The sequence below is a fragment of the Streptococcus sp. F0442 genome, from assembly GCF_000314795.2.
Lineage (GTDB): Bacteria > Bacillota > Bacilli > Lactobacillales > Streptococcaceae > Streptococcus.
In genome coordinates this window covers 785,081-808,916 of the sequence record NZ_KB373314.1, presented here as the reverse complement: position 1 = coordinate 808,916, position 23,836 = coordinate 785,081, and the positions used below count along the sequence as shown (strand labels likewise).

The window sequence follows — 23,836 nt, the reverse complement described above, 5'->3', positions numbered from 1 at the left end:
GAGGACTAGAAGTAGAATTAATGAAAGAGAAGTCAGAGATGCTGTTAGAAGAATTCGATGCCAATCGACAGGCGATTATCAACCCACAAGACCTACACGAACCAATTGAAGGATTTCCCAAAGTAGTCATCTCTTGCTTTTCAAGAGTAACTTTTGCGCGTCTCCTTGAAAATTATGAACATGAGGTCATTACAAGAACTTCCATGGCCAACTTTGAAGTCCTAGTCTATGGGATTACGATTGAAGACCAACAGATTGCTGTCTTTAATGCACCAGTTGGGGCTGCTTCCTGTGTAGGGATTATAGAGGATTTGATTCAATTTGGGATGGAAAAACTAGTGCTCTTTGGGACCTGTGGGGTTTTGGACCAAAATATTGAGGCGACCTCCATCATCATTCCAACAGCAGCTCTTAGAGACGAAGGGACCAGCTATCACTATCTTCCAGCTAGTGATGAAGTGGAAGTAAATAAGAAAAGCCTTCCTCTCTTCCAAGCTTTTCTGGACAGTCACAAGGTTTCTTATCAGTCAGGAAAAGTGTGGACAACCGATGCTCCCTACCGGGAAACCATCGACAAGATGAAGCGTCGAAAGGAAGCAGGAGCCATCTGTGTAGATATGGAATGTTCGGCAGTGGCAGCTTTAGCGGCTTTTCGGGGCTTTGAGCTCTGCCATTTCTTCTACGCAGCAGACCACCTCTCGGAAGAAAAATGGGATATCCGAACCTTATCTAGTCATGAGGATTTAGATAGCAAGGATCGAATCGCGGATTTAGCCATCCAATTTGCGCTCTTATGGGAAAAGGCAAACTAAATGAAAGAAGCAATGATTGAACTGAAGGATTTTTCCTTCCAATACAAGGCACAGTCTGAGCCAACTTTGAAAAATCTCAACTTAACCATTTATAAGGGGGAAAAGGTCCTGATTGTCGGGCCATCTGGCTCTGGAAAGTCAACCATTGGCCAGTGCTTAAATGGGATTATCCCTAATATCTATAAGGGAACCAGTAGTGGGCAATTCCTTATTCAGGGGAAAGAAGCCTTTGATCTCAGTATTTATGAGAAATCTCATTTGGTCAGTACGGTCTTGCAGGATACAGATGGTCAGTTTATTGGTCTCAGTGTTGCAGAAGACTTAGCATTTGCCCTTGAAAACGATATGCTGGAGCTGGAAAGCATGAAATCCCGGGTCCATACCTGGGCGGAGCGCTTAGATTTGAGCAAGCTCTTGGACCATCGGCCTCAAGATTTATCCGGTGGGCAAAAACAACGGGTCAGCTTGGCTGGCGTCCTGATCGACGAAAGTCCGATCCTGCTCTTTGATGAGCCACTGGCTAATCTAGATCCAAAATCGGGTCAGGATATCATAGATCTGATTGATCAGATTCATGAAGAGCAGGGAACGACAACCATTATTATCGAACACCGTCTGGAGGATGTGCTCTATCGTCCCATTGATCGGGTCATCTTGATCAATCAAGGGCAAGTACTCTTTAATGGGAGCCCAGATGAGTTGTTGAGGACGACACTGCTGGCTGAAAATGGGATTCGTGAACCCCTCTATTTAACGACTCTTCGTCAGTTAGGGCAGGATATCAGCGAGCTAGCGCATTTGGACAAGGTAGAAAAACTACCACTTGGGGATTTATCAGTGGATATCCCAAGTCCTCATTTTGAAAAAGGAGCAGAGGCAGAGACAATCCTAGAACTCGGGCATTTGAACTTTGCCTATCGAGAAGGCCAGCCCATTCTAAAAGACCTATCTCTAACCATTCCAAAAGGTCAACGGTTGGCCATTGTTGGTAAAAATGGGGCAGGAAAATCAACCCTTGCTAAGGCGATTTGTGGCTTCATCCAGACGGAAGGAACATATTTCTCAAAGGGAGAGGATATCAAGGGTGACAGTGTCAAGGAGCGGGCAGAGCGCGTAGGCTATGTCCTGCAAAATCCTAACCAGATGATCACGACCAATATGATTTTTGACGAGGTGGCCCTGGGTCTTCGCTTGAGAAATGTTCCAGAGGATCAGATTGAAAGTCGTGTCCATCAAGCCTTGAAGACCTGTGGTCTCTACGAATTTCGTAAGTGGCCGATTTCTGCTCTATCTTATGGTCAGAAGAAGCGGGTGACCATCGCCTCTATACTGGTTTTAGGACCAGAAATGTTGGTCTTGGATGAGCCGACAGCAGGTCAGGACCAGCGCAATTACACTGAAATCATGGAATTTTTGGATAGTTTGCAACAAAAAGGCCATACCATTATCATGATTACCCATGATATGCAGCTCATGCTGGATTATTCGGACCGGGCAATCGTGGTGACAGATGGTCGGATCATAGCTGACCTGTCTCCTGCAGAATTGTTTACTCGTCCAGACATTTTAGCCCAGGCCAATTTGAAAGAAACGTCTATTTTTGCCTTGGCCAATCGCTTAGGTGTTGATCCTTTAGCTCTCACGCAATTTTACATGAAACAGAAAGGAGCAGGCCATGAATCATCGATTAGTCGGCTACCATGAGGGAAGTAGTTTTCTTCACCGCCTTTCAGGGGCGAGTAAGTTGCTCTTTCTTCTTTTAGTCTCTCTTGCAGCCATGCTGAGTTATGATACCAGGCTCCTTTTAGGAATTGGTCTGGGTGCTCTGGCCTTGTTCTCTACTGCCCGCATTCGTTTTCGGGATATCTCTTTTGTACTTGGATTTGCTATTGTTTTTGCTATTCTGAATGTGCTCATGGTCTATCTCTTTGCTCCTCAGTACGGGGTAGAGATTTATGGAGCAAAAACATTACTCATCAAAGGCTGGGGATCCTACAGCATTACTTCTCAGGAGCTCTTTTATCTCTTTAATCTAGCTCTGAAGTATGTTTGTACCATTCCGCTGGCTCTCATTTTCCTGATGACCACCCATCCCAGTCAATTTGCATCGAGTCTCAATCAGATTGGGGTGTCCTACAAGATTGCTTATTCAGTGAGCTTGACCCTGCGCTATATTCCAGACGTGCAGGAAGAATACCAGACGATCAGATTGTCACAGGAAGCCAGAGGATTGGAGTTATCCAAAAAGGCCAAGCTCGTTCAGCGAATCAAAGGCAATTTGCAAATCATTTCGCCCTTAATCTTTAGCTCACTTGAGCGGATTGACAGTATTTCTACGGCCATGGAATTACGTCGCTTCGGTAAAAATAAAAAGCGGACCTGGTATTCATACCAAGCCATGGAAGGGAAAGATTATGGAATGATTCTAACTGCTTTGGCTGTTCTCATCTTAAGCGTTCTGTTAATTTTTCTCAATCAAGGGCGTTTTTACAATCCATGGAGGTAATCACATGTCAGAAACGATTTTAGTAACAGGAGCTTCAGCTGGCTTTGGTCAAGCGATCTGTCGTCGCTTAGTAGCAGATGGATACCGCGTGATCGGATCGGCTAGACGCATTGAAAAATTACAGGTCCTTCAAGAAGAGTTAGGAGAAGGGTTTTACCCCCTTCAAATGGATGTAACAGATCTCCCTCAGGTGGATCATGCACTTACTAGTTTGCCAGCTTCTTGGGAGAGAATTGATGTCTTGGTCAATAATGCTGGCTTAGCCCTAGGCCTTGCTCCTGCTTATGAAGCAGAAGTATCAGACTGGCTGACTATGATCCAGACCAATATTGTTGGCTTGACCTATCTGACAAGGAAAATCTTACCCCAGATGGTCCAGCGAAATGATGGTTATATTATCAATTTAGGATCTACAGCAGGAACAGTACCTTATCCAGGTGCCAATATCTATGGGGCGTCAAAAGCTTTTGTTAAGCAATTCTCCCTCAATCTTCGGGCCGACTTAGCAGGGAAGAAGATCCGTGTCAGTAACATCGAACCTGGACTCTGCGAAGGAACGGAGTTCTCTTCTGTTCGCTTCAAAGGGGACGAAAAACGGGTAGAAGCCCTTTATAAAGATGCTCATGCTATTCAGCCCGAAGATATTGCCAACACTGTCGCTTGGTTGCTCCAACAACCTAAGCATGTCAATGTCAACCGAATTGAGATCATGCCAGTTTCCCAAAGTTTTGGACCGCAACCGGTTTGCCGTGATTAAAAAGAGAAGCAACCCGTATAAGTTGTATGGGTTGTTCTTTTCTGTTTCTCCAAGCTTTTTGGTATAATAGGAGGCAAAGTAAGGAGAAGAAGATGGCAGCTGCGTTAATTATTGGTTCAACCGTTTGTGATGTGATGATCTATTTGGATCGTTTGCCAAATCGAGAAGGCGATGCTCACATTGATCACCAACAATGGTCTGTTGGGGGATGCGCCTTTAATGTCGTCAACATCCTCCATTTTTTATCGCAACCCTATCAGTTTATCTCGCCCATAGGTTCTGGGATTTACGGCGATTTTATTAGGCGAGAACTAAAGCAATTAGGGATTCCCTCTTCCATCTCATTAGACGGGGCTAATGGTTGCTGTTACTGCTTTGTAGAGTCTGATGGTGAAAGAACCTTTTTATCGGACCATGGTGTGGAGTATAGCTTCCAAGCAGAGTGGCTACAAGAAATCGCCAGGGAAAAGTTTGATTACATATACTTATGTGGTCTGGAGGTTGAGGAGTCAACGGGTCTAGAATTAGTCCAGTCCGTTTCGCGAATAGAGGGCAAGGTGATCTTTGCACCAGGACCACGAGGACGCCTGATTCCGAAGGACCGACTGGAAGCGATTTATGATCTGCATCCAATTCTCCACGTCAATGAGGTCGAAGCACTAGAATTTTCAGGGTGTAAAGAGATCCACCAAGCAGTCGAAGGATTGTATCAGAGAACGGGCCAATTGGTCATTGTCACCTTGGGAGAAAAAGGAGCAATCGCTTACGATGGGAACTGGTATAAGGCGGCAGGAATTCCGACAAAAGTCATCGATACAGTGGGTGCTGGGGATAGCCACGTAGGCGCTTTTATTGCAGCTCGTTTAGAAGGTTTAGACATTGCGAAAGCTTTAAGCTTTGCCAACAAAGTCTCTAGTCGCATTGTTGCAAGTAAGGGCGTTCATCTGACAAAAGAGCAGCAAGAAGCCCTGCGAACAGAATTGAAACAAAAATAAAAAAGGAGTAGGGAACTTATCCTACTCCTTTTTTGACTTTATCCGCTTGGCCCTTTGTATCTTATTACAAAGGCCGCTTATTGGGCAGGCCTGCTTTTCTTGGGTATTTGTTGGGGGTTTCTTTTTTCTTCTCCACAACAGTAATGTAGCGAGGATCCCCATTAGGCAATTCATAGTGTAGATTGTCTTCAACCTTGCTAAATAGCAGATTCAGGGCGTTTTTAGCTTCCTCCAACTCTTCTGGAGCATTGCTAGCCTTGAGAGCGAGGAGACGTCCCCCAACTTTCAGATAAGGAATGGTCAGCTCAGAAAGAACCTGCATGCGGGCAACAGCGCGAGCGGTCACCACGTCAAATTGGGCACGAAACTCCTTGTCTTGTGCAAAATCCTCAGCCCTCCCATGGTAGAAATGAACTCCATCCAAGTCCAATTCTTCAGCCAGTAAATGAAGGAAATTGATCCGCTTATTGAGGGAATCAATGATGGTCACATCTAGCTCAGGGAATAGGATCTTCATGGGTAGGCTGGGAAAGCCGGCACCAGCTCCGATATCCAAGAGACGGATGGGGTGATTCTGAATCAATCCCTGTAAGATAGGCGCGATAGAATCATAGAAATGCTTGAGATAGATGTCGTCTTTTTTGGTGATGGCAGTGAGGTTGATCTTTTCGTTCCATTCCACGAGGAGCTCGAAATAGCGTTCGTATTGCTCTTTTTGACGATCTGTTAATGGGTAGCCGAGATCGGCTAAATGGGCATAAAATTCTTCTGGTTTCATGCTATTATTTTACCACAAAATAAGAGAAATTTGATATACTGGTAGAAAGAAATGAAAGGAATTCAATAAAATGATTTGGATTATTCTTGGGATCCTTGTGGTCCTTGTGTTGATGGTAGTAGGAGTGTACAACGGTTTAGTGAAAAGTCGGATGCAAACTCGCGAAGCTTGGAGTCAAATTGACGTGCAATTGAAACGTCGGAATGACTTGATTCCAAATTTGATCGAAACCGTTAAAGGCTATGCTAAGTACGAAGGAGATACACTAGCAAAAGTAACTCAACTTCGTCAACAAGTGGCTCAAGCTACTTCACCTGCAGAAGCAATGGCAGCCAGTGATGCTCTTTCACGTCAAGTAGCAGGCATCTTTGCGGTTGCCGAAAACTACCCAGACTTGAAAGCCAACACCAACTTCATGCAATTGCAAGAAGAATTGACCAACACAGAAAATAAAATTTCTTATGCTCGTCAATTGTATAACAGTGTCACAAGCAACTACAATGTGAAATTGGAAACTTTCCCAACAAATGTGATTGCTGGAATGTTTGGCTTCAGACAAGCTGAATTCCTTCAAGTGCCTGAAGAAGAAAAAGCTGTACCAAAGGTGGATTTTAGCGGATTAGGAGACTAATATGCTGTTTGACCAAATTGCAAGCAATAAAAGGAGAACTTGGATTCTCCTTATTGCTTTTTTCATACTCTTGGCCCTCATCGGAGCAGCCGTTGGCTACCTCTGGTTAGGCTCCTCTCTTGGTGGTGTCATCCTAGCTTTGATTATTGGTGGAATCTATGCGATTAGTATGATTTTTCAATCGACAGAGGTAGTGATGCGGATGAACGGGGCGCGTGAGGTGACGGAAGAGCAAGCCCCTCAACTCTACCATATTGTCCAAGATATGGCCATGGTAGCTCAAATCCCTATGCCTCGGGTCTATATTGTAGATGATCCATCCATGAATGCATTTGCGACAGGATCCAATCCTCAAAATGCTGCTGTTGCAGCAACGACAGGTCTTCTAGCTGTGATGAACCGTGAGGAATTGGAGGGAGTCATTGGACACGAAGTCAGCCATATTCGCAATTACGATATCCGCATCTCCACGATTGCGGTTGCCCTTGCTAGTGCCATCACCATGCTTTCTAGTATTGGAGGACGGATGATGTGGTGGGGCGGTGGCCGTAGACGGGATGATGATCGAGAAGGGGGCAGTGGTTTAGAAATTATTATTCTGATTCTTTCCTTGATTGCTATCGTATTAGCTCCATTAGCGGCGACCTTGGTCCAATTAGCCATTTCTCGTCAACGGGAGTTTTTAGCGGATGCTTCAAGTGTCGAATTGACACGAAATCCTCAAGGGATGATTAATGCTCTTTTGAAACTGGATCATAGTGCACCCATGCAGCGAGAAGTTGATAGTGCAAGTAGTGCTCTCTTTATCAACGATCCCAAAAAGGAATCCGGCTTTCAAAAGCTCTTTTATACCCACCCACCCATTGCCGAGCGGGTGGAAAGACTAAGAAAAATGTAAAGTAAGAGGCTGGGACAAAAGTCCTAGCCTTTTAATCATTTTTGGATTATCGAGCAAGACGCAGTGGTTGAGTGGGCTCTACTACGCTGATTTCATCAGCTTTTACAGCCCTACTCAACTGTGCGGAGGTGGGACGACGAAATCGAATTCTAACGAATTACCGATTTCTGTCCCACTCTCTTTATTTGCTAGACAAGAGGACGGTAGTGAAACCAAGGATGGCAAAGATTCCCCAAGCTAGAGAGAGGTTCCAGATAGATAGACTAGAAAAAAGGGCTGTTCCAAGAGGCATGGCAAAGCTGACCATCAGTCCCAAAAAGCTAGAGGTAGAAGCTAATTTTTCAGCGGGTAATTTACTCATTAAAAGACTGGAAACTTTTGGGTTGATTTTTGCAACAAGATAACCGAGGAAAGTGATGAGTAGAAGGGAAAGGATATCCCAGTGGACCAGAGTATTTGTGAGGCCAAGCATGGTCAGACCACCTGCAATCCACAGTAGAGTATGGTGGAGGGTTTGTTTGGAAAAATAATCGTGAGGTGTCAGGCTAGCCCAGACCATGCTTAAAATAGTTACTGCTTCTAAGATCAAGAGCGATTGGCTAAAGCTCAAATGAAAGAAGGGGGAGTGAAGCAGTTGCAAATTATAGATGCCGGAGATGGATCCTCCCAAAGCATTGATGAAAATTAAGGATAGGAGAAGTTTCCCAAAGTTGTGAACTTCTTCATCTGCAAAGATAGTGGTGACATTGCGATAGATGTCTCGACATTCTTGAAGGAAAGAAACTTTCTTACTCGAATCCACTTGAATCGGTTCGTGGGTCAGTTGACTGCGTCGGATGAAAAGACAAGTGGAAGAAAGGAGAAAGGTCAGGGCATTGATCGAAGCAACAAGTGCAAAGTTATGGTGACTGATAGCTAAAAGCCAGACTCCCAGCGCTTGACCTGAAATGGAACAAACCATACTAAGCAGTTGATTGAAGGAATAGGCTTCCATCAGATCCTCGCTAGGGATGTTCTTCTGCATAATGGGAAGTTGCAATCCCCCGCGATAATCACTTAAACAATCTGACACAATATTCAAGAAGCAAACGATCGAAAAGGCCAGGTAACCCGGAATCTTCGTCATCAGTGCAATGATGACGAAAAGGATAGCTTGCAGAAAGCCCATTCGGATCAGCCAGTCAGCTTTTTTAGCGGTGTGATCGGCCTTCATTCCGATGAAAATGGTGAAAAGACCTGGGATGAAAACAATGAGATTGGCGATCCCAACTGCCAGACTAGGGTGAGGCATGCTAGCCGCGAAGACCACAAAGACAAGGTTGTAAATCGCAGCACCAATGGAATTCAAAAAACGTGAAAGACTGAGTAAGGCAAAGATATGATTGCGAAATAAGAGTTTCATAAGCTTTCCTCCTTATGCTTAGCAGATAAAATAACTTCTCTTAAATGTTGCAAGGTCTGCTTGAGAAGAGACAGTTTCTCTTCTTCCGTCAGTTCTAATTTTTCCTCTTTAACATAAAAACTAGTCTGTTTAAGGAAATAATGAAGGAGATGATTCTTTAGTCTGCTTATCATGCTGGGACCTCTTTCTTTTCTTGATGATCCTATTGTAACCCCTAAAAGCAAGAAAAATTACATGTTGCATATTTTCAACAAAAAGAGGCTGGGACAAAAGTCCTAGCCTCTTTTTGTTTTTGGATTGTCGAGCAAGACGCAGTGGTTGAGTGGTCTCTATTACGCTGATTTCATCAGCTTTTACATCCCTACTCAACTGTGCGGAGGTGGGACGACGAAATCGAATTCTAACGAATGACCGATTTCTGTCCCACTCTCTTTTCAGGCTTCCTTAATCAGTTCTTGCAGGCCCTGTTTGTAGTAGTTGGCACTGTCCTTACAATCCAGAATAGAGAGGACCTGAATGGCCTGTTCCATCTTTTCAAGACCAGTTTCTTTTTCTCCCTTTCGATAAAGAAATTCCCCTTTGGCATAGAGATAAACCGTCCGAAGGTAGGCTTCGTTTTCGGAGTAAAAGTGGTCCTTGATCAGCTGATCAAAATAGGTCGCATCTTCAAATTCATTTGAACTAATGGCCAGAAAAAAGCCATTGAGAAAAATAGAGTTGAGGGCAGGAAGAGAAGAGTCTAGGAGAAGCTTGAAGTCCTCCCGCTGGACCAATTCCTCTGTGTACTGTCGATAGAGCTGACTGGAAAAAAGTGGAGAGGTCAGTGAAAATAGGCTTAATTCAAAATTTCCCCAGATCATGACAGAGAAGAGGTAGTCATAGAGGAAATCTAGTTCCTCTTGGTTAGCAGTCAACTCTACCTCAGGATAGTTGCCAAGCATTTGGGCCTTGAGAATAATGCTGGCTAAGAAGTCTTCTTTTTTGTAATCTTTCTGATAGGCTAGTTGATAGCGTTGGTACAAGGCTTGGTCGTGTTCCAAGCTCATGTTTTCATAGTGCTCTTTCAACAATTTGGGAATAAAGGAGTGCTGGTCGATCCCTGCTAGATGGGAAAACTCACTGAGGCTGGTTTTGATTTGTTGAAGGGCATGAAAAAACCGTTGCGTAGTGAGGTCATTTTCCCCTCTTTCAAATCGAGATAGCATGGAGCGCGAAAATTCGCCTCCAGTTGCTTCCTCTAAAGAGATGTGGCGACTTTCACGTATTTGCCGAAAAGCTGCTCCGATTTCTTTCATGCCTTCTCCTCTTGTAGCTGGTATTTTTCAACCAATTGCTCAACAGTCTTCCCCTTGCTTAACCAATCGACCAGACGATCTAATCGACGAATTTCCTGCATCAAAGGATCTTGAATTGTTTCAATTTGCACGTCACAAACTTTCCCAGTAATCAGTGTTCGATTGGGGTGATAGGCGGGAGCTTGGCGAAAGAAATCTCCGTAGCTTCCATCACGCCTTTTCCATTCTTTTAGTTCCGCCAGAGAATAGCCTGTTAATCGCGAGGTAATTTGGTCAAGGCTGGTCTCTGCTCCACCCTTTCGTAAGACTTTTTGGACTAAAGCTGTATATACAGTTGAAAATGGTAAATCGTAAACTCTTGCCATCAGATCTCCTTTATCTTTTTTCATGATTATAACAAATTTTTGAGGAGACTTCTTGGTTGAAGAGACAGCTTCATGATATACTAGTAGTATCTAGAAGATTTGAGGACAAAAGAATGAACTTATACACACAAGAAATCCGTAAAAATCCTGAAGGACTAGCCTTTGATCAAGAGTTGGAGTTGTTAAAGGAATTGCAAAAGCGCAATCCAGAAATTCTTGATTTAAAGAATGTGACAGCGACAGGACGAGTAGCCTATGATACAGGTCTCTATGTCTTAGATTACCAATTGACCTACACCATTGTTTTGGCATCTAGCCGAAGCATGGAACCCGTTGAACTCCAAGAAAGCTATCCTGTAACAGAAGTGTTTGCTGAGGACGTACAGTCAGAGGCAGATATCGAAGCTCTTGAGGAAGATCTGATCCTTCCCATTGAAGGGGGCAAAATTGACCTAAGTGAGAGTGTGGCAGACAATATCCTTCTCAATATTCCTCTCAAGGTTCTCACTCCAGAAGAAGAGGCCGGGCAAGGCTTTATCGAGGGCAATGATTGGAAAATCATGACAGAAGAAGAGTATCAAGAAGCTCAAGCGGTTAAGAAAGAAGAAAACAGTCCCTTTGCTGGTCTCCAAGGTTTATTTGAGGAAGAATAGGCTAGGGATGACATATTAAAAATCTAAACATAAATACAGGTCTTTTCTTTGAGGAAAGGCCTTCTTTTGGTATACTAGGATTTATAAACAACAGAGGGGAGACCTCTGAAAAAGGAGAAAAGTATGGATACATTATTTATTCCAGGCTGGTTGATAACAGGTCTCATTGTTACTGTCATTATTGTAGTTTTGCTTGTAAAAGGCTACGTGAACGCTAAACCCAACGAAGTCGTGGTCATTACAGGTCTTCGGAAACAACGTCACTTGCGTGGGAAAGCTGGCTTTATGATTCCCTTTGTCGAACAACGCTCTTATCTTGATATTGAGCAATTCTCGACAGATGTTCGGACGTCAGAAGCAGTCCCAACACTGGACTTCATTAACGTCCGTGCCGATGCAGCTGTTAAGTTAAAAATCGGTACAACCGATGAAATGATTGCCCGGGCTGCAGAAAACTTCTTGAACTGGAATACGACAGATATTTCCAATTCTGTCCAAGATGTCTTGGAAGGAAACTTGCGGGAAGTGATCGGTCAGATGGAGCTCCGTAAGATGGTCAATGACCGTCAAGAGTTTGCCTCAAAAGTGCAGGACAACGTAGCACCAGACTTGGCCAAAATGGGTCTAGAAGTCATCGCCTTTACGGTTCAATCCTTCTCTGATGAAGGGGGAGTCATCGACAACCTCGGGATTGAAAATGTTGAAACCATTAAGAAAGATGCCTTGATTGCCAAAGCCAAAGCAGAACGCGAACGCAAGGAAGTCGAAGCAGAACAAGATAAATTGGCCAACGACAAACGTGTTGCAGCCGATCTTGAAATTGCGCAAAAACAAAACGAATTAAAACTCAAACAAGCAGCCCTCAAGCAAGAAGCAGATATTGCCCAAGCAAAAGCAGATGCCGCGAAAGGGATTGAGGCAGAAGTACAACGTCGTGAACAAGAGCGCGTGGCAGCTGAAGCCAATATCATGAAACAAGAAAAAGAAGCGGAAGTCAAAGAACGCGAAGTTAAGGTTCGTGAGCAAGAATTGGATGCCAACATCCGTAAGCAAGCCGAAGCTGAAAAGTATGCTCGTCAACAAGCAGCCGAAGCAGAATTGATCGAACGCCAACGCAAGGCAGAAGCAGAACTCTTCGAAACGCAAAAAGAAGCCGAAGCTCGGAAAGCCCAAGCCGAAGCAGAGAAATTTGCTCAACTGCAAGAGGCTGAAGCTATCGAAGCCAAAGGTCGTGCAGAAGCAGAAGCTATTCGCTTGAAACTAGAAGCCGAAGCTAAAGGTTTGGACCAAAAGGCCGAAGCGATGAAGAAAATGCAAGAAGCAGCCATTACCGAAATGGTGGTCGACAAATTGCCTGAAATTGCGCGTGCTGTTGCTGAGCCATTGACCAAGGTGGATAAGATCACGATGTATGGCGAAGGCAATGCTTCTAAGATGGTGGGCGATATCATGCAAAGTATCGATCAAGTCTCTCAAGGAGCTGGATTTGATATTCGTCAATTGTTAGCAGGAGCTCTTGGGGTCAATATGACAGTCAACAAACTCAAAGAAGGAGAACATCCGGTCATTGAAGCGGATGAATTAGCTTTAAAAGAAGATTAATGCCATTCATAAGGAAGTGTCTGAGAACTGTTTCTCGGGCACTTTTGTTTTTAAGATCAAATGATTTGCAGGAGCTTCTCCTTCTTGTAGAAGGCGGGAAGCTATTTTCTGCTTTCTTTTGAGGAGGAAAAATGGTAAAATAAGGGCAAACTATAAAGAGGAGTGTCACATGACTAAAGCAAACTTTGGTGTTGTCGGTATGGCCGTAATGGGTCGTAACCTTGCCCTTAATATTGAATCTCGTGGCTATACAGTTGCCATTTATAACCGTAGTAAAGAAAAAACAGAAGATGTTGTTGCTTGCCATCCTGATAAGAACTTTGTGCCAAGCTATGATATCGAAAGCTTCGTAAACTCTATCGAAAAACCACGCCGTATCATGCTCATGGTTCAAGCAGGACCTGGTACAGATGCAACCATCCAAGCTCTTCTTCCACATTTGGATAAAGGCGATATCTTGATCGACGGAGGAAATACTTTCTACAAAGATACCATCCGTCGGAACGAAGAGTTGGCAAACTCTGGTATCAACTTTATCGGTACAGGGGTTTCTGGTGGTGAAAAAGGTGCCCTTGAAGGTCCTTCTATCATGCCTGGTGGACAAAAAGAAGCCTATGAATTGGTAGCAGATGTTCTTGAAGAAATCTCTGCAAAAGCGCCTGAAGATGGCAAACCATGTGTGACTTACATCGGTCCTGATGGAGCTGGTCACTACGTGAAAATGGTCCACAACGGGATCGAATATGGGGATATGCAATTGATTGCAGAAAGCTATGATTTGATGCAACACTTGCTTGGCCTTTCAGCTCAAGACATGGCTGAAATCTTTACGGAGTGGAACAAGGGCGAATTGGATAGCTACTTGATCGAAATCACTGCGGATATCCTTGGACGCAAAGACGACGAAGGTCAAGATGGTCCAATCGTTGACTACATCTTGGATGCTGCAGGAAACAAGGGAACAGGTAAATGGACGAGCCAATCAGCTCTTGACCTTGGTGTGCCATTGTCACTCATCACTGAGTCAGTATTTGCACGTTACATTTCTACTTATAAAGAAGAACGTGTACACGCTAGCAAGGTGCTTCCAAAACCAGCTGCTTTCAAATTTGAAGGAGACAAGGCTGAATTGATTGAAAAGATCCGCCAAGCCCTTTATTTCTCAAAAATCATCTCTTACGCACAAGGTTTTGCCCAATTGCGTGTCGCTTCTAAAGAAAACAACTGGAACTTGCCATTTGCGGACATCGCATCTATCTGGCGTGATGGATGTATCATCCGTTCTCGTTTCTTGCAAAAGATCACAGATGCTTACAACCGCGATGCAGATCTTGCTAACCTTCTTTTGGATGAATACTTCTTGGATGTAACAGCTAAGTACCAACAATCTGTTCGTGATATTGTAGCTCTTGCTGTTCAAGCAGGTGTACCAGTACCAACCTTCTCAGCAGCCATCACTTACTTTGATAGCTACCGTTCAGCGGATCTTCCAGCGAACTTGATCCAAGCGCAACGTGACTACTTTGGTGCCCATACTTACCAACGGAAGGACAAAGAAGGTACCTTCCACTATTCTTGGTACGACGAAAAATAATCTTGGCTTATGGTCAAACGAGTCCTACTAGTAGAAAATGAGAAGCAAATCGCTCGCTTCATTAATTTGGAACTTCAAAAAGAAGGCTATCAAGTTGATGTGGTCGAGGATGGGAAAACGGGTCTGGCCTTGATTGCTACCACCAAATATGATCTGATCTTGTTCAATTATGATTTGTCAGACATGTCTGGTGAAGCCTTTGCTCAGGAGATCAGTCAGATTCGCCCTGCTTCGGTTTTGATTGTTTTGGATAGTCGGGAAAAGATTGCCGAACACGAAGAGAGTATTGAGCGGTTTGCCGTTTCCTATATGGTCAAACCCTTTGTGATCAGTGATTTAGTAGATAAAATCACAGCTATATTTAGAGGCCGTGATTATATTGACCAACACTGTAGCCAGATGAAAATTCCAACCTCTTATCGGAATTTGCGGATCGATGTCGAACACCACACCGTCTATCGAGGAAAAGACATGATTAGTCTGACGCGAAGAGAATACGATCTCCTAGCGACTCTGATGGGAAACAAGGGAGTGGTGACTCGTGAGCAATTGCTAGAGAGCGTTTGGAAGTACGAGAGTAAGGGGGAGACCAATATTGTCGACGTTTATATCCGTTATCTTCGTGGGAAAATAGATCTCCCAGGACAAAAGAGCTATATTAAGACCGTTCGTGGGATTGGCTATGCCATGCAAGACGAACTAGAATGAAACATTCGAATCCTTAAAGGGTTCGAATGTTTTTATGTTTCAAAGAAATCGTTTGCGTTAAAAATTATCGAAAAAAGAAAGATTGAGAAAGATTTTGTGTTTGAAATTTAATATAAAGAGAAAAAATTCAAGAAAAATGTTATGTAAGGCTTTACATTTTTGAAAAATATGGTATACTAGAATCAAATTAAGCGCAAACGTTTTCTTAAAAACAAAGCCTTAAACAATATAAGGAGGTTGAATGATGAACAAAGGATCATTCAAAAGTTTATTTAGCTTTGAATTCTGGCAGAAGTTCGGTAAGGCCTTGATGGTCGTTATCGCTGTAATGCCAGCGGCTGGGTTGATGATTTCAATCGGGAAATCAATCCCTATGATCAACCCGAATTTATCTCCACTTGTTATTACAGGTGGGATTCTCGAACAAATCGGTTGGGGGGTTATCGGAAACCTTCACATCCTGTTTGCACTCGCTATCGGTGGTAGCTGGGCCAAGGAACGTGCAGGGGGTGCCTTTGCAGCTGGTCTCTCTTTCATCTTAATTAACCGTATTACAGGTGCCGTTTTTGGAGTGACATCTGCAATGTTGGCTGATAAAGAAGCTACCGTTCACACAATTTTAGGCGGTTCTGTTAAAGTTGCGGATTATTTCATTAGTGTCCTTGAAGCTCCTGCTCTGAATATGGGTGTCTTTGTAGGGATTATCTCTGGTTTTGTTGGAGCGACTGCCTTCAATAAATACTACAACTACCGTAAACTTCCAGAAGCTCTTTCCTTCTTTAACGGAAAACGCTTTGTACCATTCATTGTTATCATCCGTTCTACTCTAGCAGCTTTGCTACTTTCAATTTTGTGGCCAGCTGTTCAATCAGGAATTAACGGATTTGGTGTTTGGATTGCCAACTCACAATCCACTGCTCCAGTATTGGCACCATTCTTGTTTGGTACCTTGGAACGTCTTCTCTTGCCATTTGGTCTTCACCATATGTTGACCATTCCAATTAACTACACTCAATTGGGTGGTAGCTACCAAGTTCTTACGGGAGCTGCTAAAGGAACAACTGTATTTGGACAAGACCCACTTTGGTTGGCTTGGGTAACAGACCTAGTGAACTTGAAGAAAGCTGATCCTAGCCAATACCAACACTTGCTTCAAGCATATACACCAGCTCGTTTCAAAGTTGGTCAAATGATCGGATCTTTCGGTATCTTGATGGGGATTGTAGTTGCCATCTACCGCAATGTGGATCCAGATAAAAAAGAAAAATACAAAGGGATGCTTGTTGCAACTGCTCTTGCAACCTTCTTGACAGGTGTTACAGAACCAATTGAATACATGTTCATGTTCATTGCAACACCATTGTACTTGATCTACGCCTTTGTTCAAGGGGCTGCCTTTGCAATGGCGGACGTGGTTCACCTACGGGTTCACTCATTCGGTTCAATCGAATTCTTGACACGTACTCCAATGGCCATCAACGCTGGTTTGGCAATTGATATCTTTAACTTTGTATGGGTAACTGTCCTCTTTGGATGTATCATGTACTTCATTGCCAACTTCATGATTAAGAAATTCAACTATGCGACTCCAGGACGCAATGGTAACTACGAGCAAAATGATGATGCAGCTTCAGGAGAAGGTGAAGCATCTGGTACGGCTACTAGCTCAGCTAGCTCACAAGTCATCAACATCATCAACCTTCTTGGTGGACGTGCCAATATCGTAGATGTTGACGCATGTATGACTCGTCTCCGTGTGACTGTGAAAGACGCAGAAAAAGTTGGAACAGAAGAACAATGGAAAGCTGAAGGTGCAATGGGTCTTGTCATGAAAGGACAAGGGGTTCAAGCCATCTACGGTCCAAAAGCAGACGTCTTGAAGTCAGACATCCAAGACGTACTTGACTCAGGTGAAGTCATTCCTGAAACACTTCCTAGCCAAATGACAGCTGTTCAAAAGGCAGAAGCAACCTTCAAAGGTGTGACGGATGAAGTTCATTCAGTTGCGGATGGTCAAGTCATCAATATTGAAGATGTGAAAGACCCAGTCTTCTCACAAAAAATGATGGGTGACGGATTTGCAGTTGAGCCTGAAAATGGCCACATCGTTTCACCAGTGGCTGGTAAAATTACGAGCGTCTTCCCAACTAAACATGCCCTTGGTTTGTTGACAGATAATGGTTTGGAAGTCTTGGTTCACATTGGTCTAGATACTGTTAGTCTAGAAGGAAAACCATTTGAGGTTAAAGTATCTGAAGGCCAAACAGTGGCTGCAGGAGACCTTTTAGTAGAAGCCGATCTTGATGCGATTCGTGAAGCAGGTCGTGAAACATCTACAGTTGTTGTTTTCACAAATGCAGATGCCATTAAGTCAGTTAAGATCGAACATACAGGCAAATTGGCAGCCAATGCTCCAGTTGCAACAGTAGAATTATAAAGACTACGGCAAAGAAAATGAGGTTGGGGCAGTGCACCCGACCTCTTGCCGTTTCTTGTTTTAAGTAAAAGGAGAAATCAGGGGATGAAATTTTTAACATTAAATTCCCATAGTTGGATGGAGGAGAATGCTCAGCAAAAGTTTGAGACCCTCAAAGAGCAAATTTTAGAAGCTCAATACGATGTGATTTGCTTTCAAGAAGTCAACCAAGAGATGGCTACAGAGGAAATTGCAACCGACGAGTATTATCAAGCTTTGCCATCTTCCGTAGCTATTCACAAGGATCACTTTGTTCGCTTATTGGTTGAGGAGTTGGCTGCTCAAGGTCTTCACTATTACTGGACTTGGGCTTACAACCATATTGGTTATGATCACCTCAATGAAGGGGTTGCTGTTTTATCACGTCAACCATTAAAGGCAGATGAGATTTTGGTCTCTAATATGGACGATCCAACAGACTACCATACCCGTCGGGTGGCTGTTGCTCACACGAGTGTGGATGGAAAAGACATTGCTGTTGCTAGTGTCCATCTTTCTTGGTGGGACAAAGGTTTCCAATTTGAGTGGCCACGGATTGAGCAGTATTTTAGCCAAGTAGGCAAACCCTTTATTCTAGCTGGCGATTTCAATAATCCTGCTGGTCAAGAAGGCTATGAAACCATTTTATCAAGTTCTCTAGAGCTACAAGATAGCTTTATTGAAGCCAAAGAAACCAAGGGCACCTATACGGTAGGTCCTGGTATCGATGGCTGGACGGACAATCAAGTACCATTGCGGATCGATTACGTCTTTGCAAGTCCGGAATGGGACATCGAGCGTCTTCACGTCATTTTTGACGGTCAAAACAAACCACATGTCAGTGATCACTATGGTTTAGAAGCAGAATTATCACTTTAAAAAGAATTGAGAGTCGATAGGAAAACGATTTTGTTCGAATCGTTCGTCGACTCTTTTTTAATTTTTACATTAGAGGTTGGCATCGGGGCTTCTCATGTTCTTCTGCTTTCTTTACGATTGATTTTATGGTAAAATGAAGTGTTAAAACAGTTTAAGGAGGTAGCAAATGCGTTGTCCAAAATGTGGTGGAAGTAAGTCTAGTGTGGTGGATAGTCGACAAGCTGAAGACGGGAACACCATTCGTCGTCGTCGTGAATGCGAAGAATGCCATTATCGCTTTACTACCTACGAAAGAGTAGAAGAACGAACGCTAGTGGTTGTCAAAAAGGATGGAACGCGCGAGCAATTTTCTCGTGATAAGATCTTTAATGGCATTATCCGTTCGGCTCAAAAACGTCCTGTATCGAGTGATGAAATCGAAGAAATTGTAAACCGGATTGAACAAAAGGTTCGTAGCCAAAGTGATAATGAAATTAACAGCGAGTATATTGGTTCTTTGGTCATGGATGAGTTAGCAGATCTGGATGAGATTACCTATGTTCGTTTTGCCAGTGTTTACCGGAGTTTCAAGGATGTCGGTGAGTTAGAGACGCTCTTGAAGCAAATTACGAAAGGAACCAAGAAGAAAAAGGAAAAATAGATGAAGCCCAATACTCCTTTTGTATTTTTAAAAAATAATATTCTTCCGCCGGCAGGGGCTGCTTTGGAGCAGTATTACCTGCCTATTTTGGAGATGGAAACAGTGACGGTGTATCGCTATTTGCTGGCATCGTATGATCAAGGTGAAAAGCAACATTTGCTTGCACAGATTCTAAACCACATCGATATGGGATTCCCTCAATTGTTATTGGCTTTTGATCGCTTGATTGCCATGGGCTTGATTGATCTCTTTGAGGAGGAAGATGGTCTCACTATCCAGATGCATGCCCCCCTTGAAGCAGAGCAATTTTGTTCAAATGCCGTCTATAAACGCTTGCTGGAAAGAAAGATTGGAGAGAAGGCAGTGGAAGATCTGCTGCCAGAGCGTTCTTTAGGGACCAGACGTCAAGTTTCTTTCTCTCAAGTTTTTGGTATAGATGCGGGTGAGGTTGCTGCAACACCAAGTAGAAAACAGCAGTTTGATATGGATATGTTTACACGCATGATGGGCCGAGACGGTCTTCGTTTTGCGGATGAAGGGGAAGCCACTCTGGACCTCTTTGCCATTGCAGAGGAGCAACAATGGACCTGGTATGAAACCTATCTTTTAGCAAAAGAAACGGCAGTAGACCGCACCATTTCTCCAAAAAGAATGAAGCAAAAGCTAGCCCAAGCTAATCAGGAACAACCACGCCTGTCCTATAGCCGTCAGGAAGAAACCATCTTGAGGGAAGCCAAGCAAAAATCTAGCCTGCAATTCTTGGCAGAGATAAAGAAGGCCCGCAAGGCGACCATTACGCAGAGCGAACGCAAGACCCTTTCCAAGTTAGCAGATCTAGGCTTACTGGATGAAGTGATCAATATCATCTTGTTGCTGACCTTTAATAAAACCCAGTCAGCTAATCTCAATGAAAAATATGCTTTGAAAGTGGGAAATGACTTTTCTTACCAAGGGGTCAACAGTGCTGAAATGGCGATTTTAAAAGTCCGAGAACGTCAGGAACAGGCTAAGTCTCAAGCAAACAAAGGGACAACAACTGCTCCTGCCAAAGGCAAGCCAAGCAATGTTCCTAAGTGGAGTCAACCGAACTATCAAAATCAAACCAGTCAAAAAGAAAAAGTGGATCTTGCAAAAGAGAAACAACGCCTATTAGAAAAATTAAATCAAGGAGGTGAGTAGATGGAAAGTGTAGGTCAAACCCTGTCCCACATGAATCGTGCCCGCCAATTTAACTATGAGGATTTGGTGGCACAGATTTTGGCAGACCAAGAAGTCGCTGCCTTTATTCAAGCTCAGTCTTTGTCTGAGCAGGAAATTCGACGGAGTATTTCAAAATTTAATCAATACATCAGCGAGCGAAACCGTTTTTTACTTGCTGATCCGGATTATATTGCCAAAGGCTATAAACCGATCCTCACCATGAATGAAGGTTATGCAGATGTAGCCTATGAGGAGACACCAGAGTTAATCGAAGCCCAAAAACGGGCTGCGATCAACCAACGTCTCAACTTGATCAATCTCCCTTCAACCTTAAAAGAAGCGAGTCTAGCCAAGGTTGAGCTCGATGATAAGGGACGATTTGTGGCCTTTGAGGAATTAGCTAATTTTGTAGCTAACTATCCCGAGTATCAAAAGGGAATTTACCTCTATGGTGATTTTGGAGTAGGAAAGAGTTACATGATGGCAGCCCTGGCTCATGATTTATCCGAAAAACGCCAGGCCTCTACCACTCTACTACATTTTCCAAGTTTTGCTATCGATGTCAAAAATGCCATCAGTTCGGGCTTGGTCAAAGAAACCGTAGATCAGGTGAAAAAAGCCGAAATTTTAATTCTCGATGATATCGGTGCGGAACAGATGTCAGCCTGGGTGCGAGACGAAGTCTTACAAGTGATTCTGCAGCACCGAATGCAGGAAAATCTCCCAACCTTCTTTACTTCTAACTTTAATTTTGAAGAGTTGGAACGTCATTTTGCAGCTTCGCGCAATGGGGATGAAACCTGGCAGGCCAAACGTGTCATGGAGCGCGTGAAATTTTTAGCCAAGGAAATCCATTTGGAAGGAGTCAATCGCCGATGAATGAAACCATCCGTTTAATGAAATCTCATTTTTCTGTTCGCAGGTTTAAGGAAGAAGCCATCAAAGAAGCTGACCTCAAGGAAATCTTATCAGCTGGGCAGATGGCATCAAGTTGGAAAAACTTTCAATCTTATTCTGTGATTGTGGTGAAGAGCAAGGAAAAGAAAGAAGCTCTCTACGACTTGCTTCCTCAAGAAGCGATTCGCCAATCAGCCGTATTTCTCCTCTTTGTTGGGGATTTAAACCGTGCTGAAAAAGCTGTCAAACTTCATGAGCAGGATTTCCATCCTGAAGGGGTGGACAACTTACTGATCACCTCAGTGGACGCGGCTCTAGCAGCTCAAAATACGCTATTAGCAGCTGAAAGTCTCGGCTATGGTGGAGTGATGATCGGCATGTTGCGCTATTGTTCAGAAGAAGTCGCAGAACTCTTCCGTCTACCGGACTATACCTACCCTGTTTTTGGAATTGCTCTCGGAGTGCCAAATCAACAGCATGCTGTGAAACCGCGCTTGCCTTTGGAACAGATTACTTTTGAAGAAGAATACCAAGAACAAGACATATCAGTTGTGACTGACTATGACAAGGTTCAGGCAGATTATGCTGGAGCGCGTGCAACAGATAGCTGGAGCGAGCGCCTTGCAGCTCAATTTGGTCAACCTGAACAAGAAGAGACCAAAAAACTACTAGAAAAACACAAACTATTATGAAATGAAGAGAGGCGTTCTTGAACTGAAGTCTCGCCTTTCATTAGAAAAGAGGAAATCATGGCCCTACCAACTATTGCGATTGTAGGCCGTCCCAATGTCGGAAAATCTACACTCTTTAACCGGATTGCCGGTGAGCGGATTTCCATCGTTGAGGATGTAGAAGGAGTCACTCGTGACCGTATTTATGCAACAGCTGAGTGGTTGAATCGGAAATTTAGTATCATTGATACAGGGGGAATTGATGACGTAGATGCCCCATTTATGGAGCAAATTAAGCATCAAGCAGAAATCGCCATGGACGAAGCAGATGTGATCGTCTTTGTTGTTTCTGGAAAAGAAGGGATCACCGATGCAGATGAATATGTCACTCGTATCTTGTATAAGACACATAAACCAGTTATTCTGGCTGTCAACAAGGTGGATAACCCAGAGATGCGCAATGATATCTATGACTTTTATGCCTTAGGACTGGGTGAGCCACTACCGGTATCCTCTGTTCACGGGATTGGAACCGGGGATGTGCTCGATGCTATCATCGAAAATCTCCCGAATGAAACAGAAGAAGAAAATCCAGATATCATCAAATTTAGCTTGATTGGCCGCCCGAATGTTGGGAAATCAAGCTTGATCAATGCCATTCTTGGAGAAGATCGTGTGATTGCTAGCCCAGTAGCTGGAACCACACGGGATGCCATCGATACCCATTTTACCGATGCAGATGGCCAAGAATTCACCATGATTGATACAGCTGGTATGCGCAAGTCTGGTAAAATCTATGAAAACACTGAGAAATATTCTGTCATGCGTGCTATGCGGGCCATCGACCGTTCAGATGTGGTCTTGATGGTCATTAATGCCGAAGAAGGAATTCGCGAGTATGATAAGCGGATTGCTGGATTTGCCCATGAAGCTGGTAAAGGTATGATCATTGTTGTTAACAAATGGGATACCATTGAAAAAGACAACCATACCATGAAGCAGTGGGAAGATGATATTCGTGACCAATTCCAATACCTTTCTTATGCTCCGATTGTCTTTGTGTCAGCACTTACCAAACAACGCTTGCATAAGTTGCCAGAGATGATCAAACAGATTAGCGAGAGTCAAAATACGCGGATTCCTTCAGCTGTCTTGAATGATGTGATTATGGATGCCATTGCCATCAATCCGACACCAACAGATAAAGGAAAACGTCTCAAGATCTTCTATGCGACCCAAGTGGCAACCAAGCCGCCAACCTTTGTTGTCTTTGTCAATGAAGAAGAACTCATGCACTTCTCTTATCTTCGTTTCTTGGAAAACCAGATTCGGAAAGCTTTTGTCTTTGAAGGAACCCCGATCCATTTGATTGCGCGAAAACGGAAGTAGGATGAGTGCCTAAGAAAACTAAGAGTAGTAGACTATTTACTGGTCTTGCCATCCTTCACTTTACAGTTAGAAAGTCAAGACGCCAAGAAGCTACCATGCGTCCTTTGGAAAAGGGGATGAATGGATCATGCTAACTGTGAAAAAGAACTAAAGAGGACTCTTTGTCAACTGCAAGAGACAAGAAGGGTCCTTTTTTATATGAATATCTGAAAGACTAACTAATTAGAAGAAAAAGCCTAGTATGCTTTAATGAATAAAAAAGGAAGGGAAGCAATGTCGAATACGGAATTACTACTGTTTGTTTCTTTGTTATGCTTATTGGCACTTGTGCGTATCATGAGGAAATTTTTAAAAAATGCTTTGGTCTTTTGGGGCTTGGCCATCCTTTATGGGGCCTCCCTCGTTCTCATCATTTGGGGATGGGTGATCATGGCATCATCCATGACATTTTATGGAGAGATTGTCAAAGAAAGTTATTACTCTCTATTGGTGAAAGGGTTAGCTGTCTTTGGGATTTTTTGGTCTTTCGTCAAATTTTTGTGCTTGGGAAAATTGTACATAACCATCGGGAATGCCTTAATAAAAGGCAATTCGCAAGATCAAGTGGATGACTAGTAAAAAATGTATAGACGTGGAGCATAAAAAAGTAGCCGTGTTATGGTATAATCTAACTAGGTGGTAGGACATCGAGCACCCATTGGTGCGCGGT

The 23,836-nt window shown here is 43.5% G+C and carries 23 protein-coding genes and 2 pseudogenes; 20 read left to right on the top strand and 5 right to left on the bottom strand.

Annotated features, from left to right (window positions below):
- The first annotated feature begins 38 nt into the window (after positions 1–38).
- The 6 genes and pseudogenes from HMPREF9186_RS04045 to HMPREF9186_RS04025 all read left to right on the top strand — a co-directional run bounded on the left by HMPREF9186_RS04045 (position 39) and on the right by HMPREF9186_RS04025 (position 5,070).
- A complete protein-coding gene (locus HMPREF9186_RS04045; protein ID WP_037613927.1) occupies positions 39–812 on the top strand; it encodes a nucleoside phosphorylase in 774 nt (257 codons plus the stop codon).
- Positions 813–1,664: pseudogene (locus tag HMPREF9186_RS11740) on the top strand (DUF3744 domain-containing protein); the annotation flags it as partial. It lies immediately after the preceding gene.
- A 27-nt stretch (positions 1,665–1,691) separates the two neighbouring features.
- Positions 1,692–2,516 (top strand): annotated as a pseudogene (locus HMPREF9186_RS11735) (energy-coupling factor ABC transporter ATP-binding protein); the annotation flags it as partial.
- Positions 2,488–3,318, top strand: coding sequence for an energy-coupling factor transporter transmembrane component T family protein (locus HMPREF9186_RS04035; RefSeq protein WP_009731541.1), 831 nt, complete (start codon positions 2,488–2,490; stop codon positions 3,316–3,318). The pseudogene HMPREF9186_RS11735 and the gene HMPREF9186_RS04035, both read left to right, overlap by 29 nt.
- Positions 3,319–3,322: 4 nt before the next feature.
- Positions 3,323–4,075 carry an SDR family oxidoreductase gene (locus HMPREF9186_RS04030; RefSeq protein ID WP_009731540.1) on the top strand — a complete coding sequence of 251 codons (753 nt, stop codon included), beginning with the start codon at positions 3,323–3,325 and terminating at the stop codon, positions 4,073–4,075.
- Positions 4,076–4,167: 92 nt separating this feature from the next.
- Complete coding sequence (locus HMPREF9186_RS04025; RefSeq protein ID WP_009731539.1) at positions 4,168–5,070, top strand: carbohydrate kinase family protein; 903 nt, start codon at positions 4,168–4,170, stop codon at positions 5,068–5,070.
- A 64-nt stretch (positions 5,071–5,134) separates the two neighbouring features.
- Here HMPREF9186_RS04025 and rsmG read toward each other — a convergent pair whose 3' ends face one another.
- The gene (gene rsmG / locus HMPREF9186_RS04020) at positions 5,135–5,848 is read right to left on the bottom strand and encodes a 16S rRNA (guanine(527)-N(7))-methyltransferase RsmG (protein ID WP_009731538.1); all 714 of its coding nucleotides are present in this window, start codon (positions 5,846–5,848) and stop codon (positions 5,135–5,137) included.
- Between the two features lie 70 nt (positions 5,849–5,918).
- On the opposite strand from rsmG, the gene HMPREF9186_RS04015 reads away from it, so the two are divergent.
- Complete coding sequence (locus tag HMPREF9186_RS04015) at positions 5,919–6,479, top strand: LemA family protein (RefSeq protein ID WP_009731537.1); 561 nt, start codon at positions 5,919–5,921, stop codon at positions 6,477–6,479.
- A gap of 1 nt (position 6,480) precedes the next feature.
- Positions 6,481–7,377, top strand: coding sequence for a zinc metalloprotease HtpX (gene htpX / locus HMPREF9186_RS04010; RefSeq protein WP_009731536.1), 897 nt, complete (start codon positions 6,481–6,483; stop codon positions 7,375–7,377).
- A 181-nt stretch (positions 7,378–7,558) separates the two neighbouring features.
- Here the strand turns inward: htpX and HMPREF9186_RS04005 are convergent, their stop codons facing one another.
- The 4 genes from HMPREF9186_RS04005 to HMPREF9186_RS03995 form a co-directional block, all read right to left on the bottom strand.
- Positions 7,559–8,779 carry an MFS transporter gene (locus HMPREF9186_RS04005; protein WP_009731535.1) on the bottom strand — a complete coding sequence of 407 codons (1,221 nt, stop codon included), beginning with the start codon at positions 8,777–8,779 and terminating at the stop codon, positions 7,559–7,561.
- Entirely contained in the window at positions 8,776–8,952 is a 177-nt protein-coding gene (locus tag HMPREF9186_RS11545) for a hypothetical protein (RefSeq protein WP_009731534.1), read from the bottom strand. The genes HMPREF9186_RS04005 and HMPREF9186_RS11545 overlap by 4 nt, the downstream gene beginning before the upstream one ends.
- A gap of 261 nt (positions 8,953–9,213) precedes the next feature.
- Entirely contained in the window at positions 9,214–10,074 is an 861-nt protein-coding gene (locus tag HMPREF9186_RS04000) for a helix-turn-helix domain-containing protein (protein ID WP_009731533.1), read from the bottom strand.
- A complete protein-coding gene (locus HMPREF9186_RS03995; protein WP_198006034.1) occupies positions 10,071–10,442 on the bottom strand; it encodes a DUF2200 family protein in 372 nt (123 codons plus the stop codon). The genes HMPREF9186_RS04000 and HMPREF9186_RS03995 overlap by 4 nt, the downstream gene beginning before the upstream one ends.
- A 110-nt stretch (positions 10,443–10,552) precedes the next feature.
- Between HMPREF9186_RS03995 and HMPREF9186_RS03990 the strand changes: the two genes are divergently transcribed.
- The 12 genes from HMPREF9186_RS03990 (at position 10,553) to HMPREF9186_RS03935 (ending at position 23,742) form a co-directional block, all read left to right on the top strand.
- Positions 10,553–11,092: a YceD family protein gene (locus HMPREF9186_RS03990; protein WP_009731531.1), complete on the top strand. Its 540-nt coding sequence runs from the start codon at positions 10,553–10,555 to the stop codon at positions 11,090–11,092.
- A 123-nt stretch (positions 11,093–11,215) separates the two neighbouring features.
- Positions 11,216–12,694 carry a flotillin family protein gene (locus tag HMPREF9186_RS03985; protein WP_009731530.1) on the top strand — a complete coding sequence of 493 codons (1,479 nt, stop codon included), beginning with the start codon at positions 11,216–11,218 and terminating at the stop codon, positions 12,692–12,694.
- 169 nt (positions 12,695–12,863) lie between these two features.
- Positions 12,864–14,288, top strand: a complete 1,425-nt coding sequence (gene gndA, locus HMPREF9186_RS03980; RefSeq protein ID WP_009731529.1) for an NADP-dependent phosphogluconate dehydrogenase — start codon at positions 12,864–12,866, stop codon at positions 14,286–14,288.
- A 9-nt stretch (positions 14,289–14,297) separates the two neighbouring features.
- Positions 14,298–14,996 (top strand): response regulator transcription factor, encoded by a 699-nt coding sequence (locus HMPREF9186_RS03975; protein ID WP_009731528.1) that lies wholly within the window; start codon positions 14,298–14,300, stop codon positions 14,994–14,996.
- Between the two features lie 241 nt (positions 14,997–15,237).
- Positions 15,238–17,433, top strand: coding sequence for a PTS transporter subunit IIBC (locus HMPREF9186_RS03970; protein WP_009731527.1), 2,196 nt, complete (start codon positions 15,238–15,240; stop codon positions 17,431–17,433).
- 84 nt (positions 17,434–17,517) lie between these two features.
- A complete protein-coding gene (locus HMPREF9186_RS03965; protein ID WP_009731526.1) occupies positions 17,518–18,330 on the top strand; it encodes an endonuclease/exonuclease/phosphatase family protein in 813 nt (270 codons plus the stop codon).
- A 166-nt stretch (positions 18,331–18,496) separates the two neighbouring features.
- Positions 18,497–18,970: a transcriptional regulator NrdR gene (gene nrdR, locus HMPREF9186_RS03960; protein WP_003005476.1), complete on the top strand. Its 474-nt coding sequence runs from the start codon at positions 18,497–18,499 to the stop codon at positions 18,968–18,970.
- On the top strand, positions 18,971–20,149 hold the full coding sequence (locus tag HMPREF9186_RS03955) for a DnaD domain protein (RefSeq protein WP_009731525.1): 1,179 nt from the start codon (positions 18,971–18,973) through the stop codon (positions 20,147–20,149).
- Positions 20,150–21,049: a primosomal protein DnaI gene (gene dnaI / locus HMPREF9186_RS03950; protein WP_009731524.1), complete on the top strand. Its 900-nt coding sequence runs from the start codon at positions 20,150–20,152 to the stop codon at positions 21,047–21,049.
- A complete protein-coding gene (locus HMPREF9186_RS03945; protein WP_009731523.1) occupies positions 21,046–21,759 on the top strand; it encodes a nitroreductase family protein in 714 nt (237 codons plus the stop codon). Before dnaI ends, HMPREF9186_RS03945 begins: the two co-directional genes overlap by 4 nt.
- A gap of 57 nt (positions 21,760–21,816) precedes the next feature.
- Positions 21,817–23,127 carry a ribosome biogenesis GTPase Der gene (der, locus tag HMPREF9186_RS03940; RefSeq protein WP_003005632.1) on the top strand — a complete coding sequence of 437 codons (1,311 nt, stop codon included), beginning with the start codon at positions 21,817–21,819 and terminating at the stop codon, positions 23,125–23,127.
- Positions 23,128–23,400: 273 nt separating this feature from the next.
- Entirely contained in the window at positions 23,401–23,742 is a 342-nt protein-coding gene (locus HMPREF9186_RS03935) for a hypothetical protein (protein ID WP_009731522.1), read from the top strand.
- Positions 23,743–23,836 lie beyond the last annotated feature (94 nt).

Coding starts and splice junctions, on each gene's coding strand:
- HMPREF9186_RS04045 (WP_037613927.1), top strand. CDS start 39: ATGCTGTTAGAAGAATTCGATGCCAATCGACAGGCGATTATCAACCCA.
- HMPREF9186_RS04035 (WP_009731541.1), top strand. CDS start 2,488: ATGAATCATCGATTAGTCGGCTACCATGAGGGAAGTAGTTTTCTTCAC.
- HMPREF9186_RS04030 (WP_009731540.1), top strand. CDS start 3,323: ATGTCAGAAACGATTTTAGTAACAGGAGCTTCAGCTGGCTTTGGTCAA.
- HMPREF9186_RS04025 (WP_009731539.1), top strand. CDS start 4,168: ATGGCAGCTGCGTTAATTATTGGTTCAACCGTTTGTGATGTGATGATC.
- rsmG (WP_009731538.1), bottom strand. CDS start 5,848: ATGAAACCAGAAGAATTTTATGCCCATTTAGCCGATCTCGGCTACCCA.
- HMPREF9186_RS04015 (WP_009731537.1), top strand. CDS start 5,919: ATGATTTGGATTATTCTTGGGATCCTTGTGGTCCTTGTGTTGATGGTA.
- htpX (WP_009731536.1), top strand. CDS start 6,481: ATGCTGTTTGACCAAATTGCAAGCAATAAAAGGAGAACTTGGATTCTC.
- HMPREF9186_RS04005 (WP_009731535.1), bottom strand. CDS start 8,779: ATGAAACTCTTATTTCGCAATCATATCTTTGCCTTACTCAGTCTTTCA.
- HMPREF9186_RS11545 (WP_009731534.1), bottom strand. CDS start 8,952: ATGATAAGCAGACTAAAGAATCATCTCCTTCATTATTTCCTTAAACAG.
- HMPREF9186_RS04000 (WP_009731533.1), bottom strand. CDS start 10,074: ATGAAAGAAATCGGAGCAGCTTTTCGGCAAATACGTGAAAGTCGCCAC.
- HMPREF9186_RS03990 (WP_009731531.1), top strand. CDS start 10,553: ATGAACTTATACACACAAGAAATCCGTAAAAATCCTGAAGGACTAGCC.
- HMPREF9186_RS03985 (WP_009731530.1), top strand. CDS start 11,216: ATGGATACATTATTTATTCCAGGCTGGTTGATAACAGGTCTCATTGTT.
- gndA (WP_009731529.1), top strand. CDS start 12,864: ATGACTAAAGCAAACTTTGGTGTTGTCGGTATGGCCGTAATGGGTCGT.
- HMPREF9186_RS03975 (WP_009731528.1), top strand. CDS start 14,298: ATGGTCAAACGAGTCCTACTAGTAGAAAATGAGAAGCAAATCGCTCGC.
- HMPREF9186_RS03970 (WP_009731527.1), top strand. CDS start 15,238: ATGATGAACAAAGGATCATTCAAAAGTTTATTTAGCTTTGAATTCTGG.
- HMPREF9186_RS03965 (WP_009731526.1), top strand. CDS start 17,518: ATGAAATTTTTAACATTAAATTCCCATAGTTGGATGGAGGAGAATGCT.
- nrdR (WP_003005476.1), top strand. CDS start 18,497: ATGCGTTGTCCAAAATGTGGTGGAAGTAAGTCTAGTGTGGTGGATAGT.
- HMPREF9186_RS03955 (WP_009731525.1), top strand. CDS start 18,971: ATGAAGCCCAATACTCCTTTTGTATTTTTAAAAAATAATATTCTTCCG.
- dnaI (WP_009731524.1), top strand. CDS start 20,150: ATGGAAAGTGTAGGTCAAACCCTGTCCCACATGAATCGTGCCCGCCAA.
- HMPREF9186_RS03945 (WP_009731523.1), top strand. CDS start 21,046: ATGAATGAAACCATCCGTTTAATGAAATCTCATTTTTCTGTTCGCAGG.
- der (WP_003005632.1), top strand. CDS start 21,817: ATGGCCCTACCAACTATTGCGATTGTAGGCCGTCCCAATGTCGGAAAA.
- HMPREF9186_RS03935 (WP_009731522.1), top strand. CDS start 23,401: ATGTCGAATACGGAATTACTACTGTTTGTTTCTTTGTTATGCTTATTG.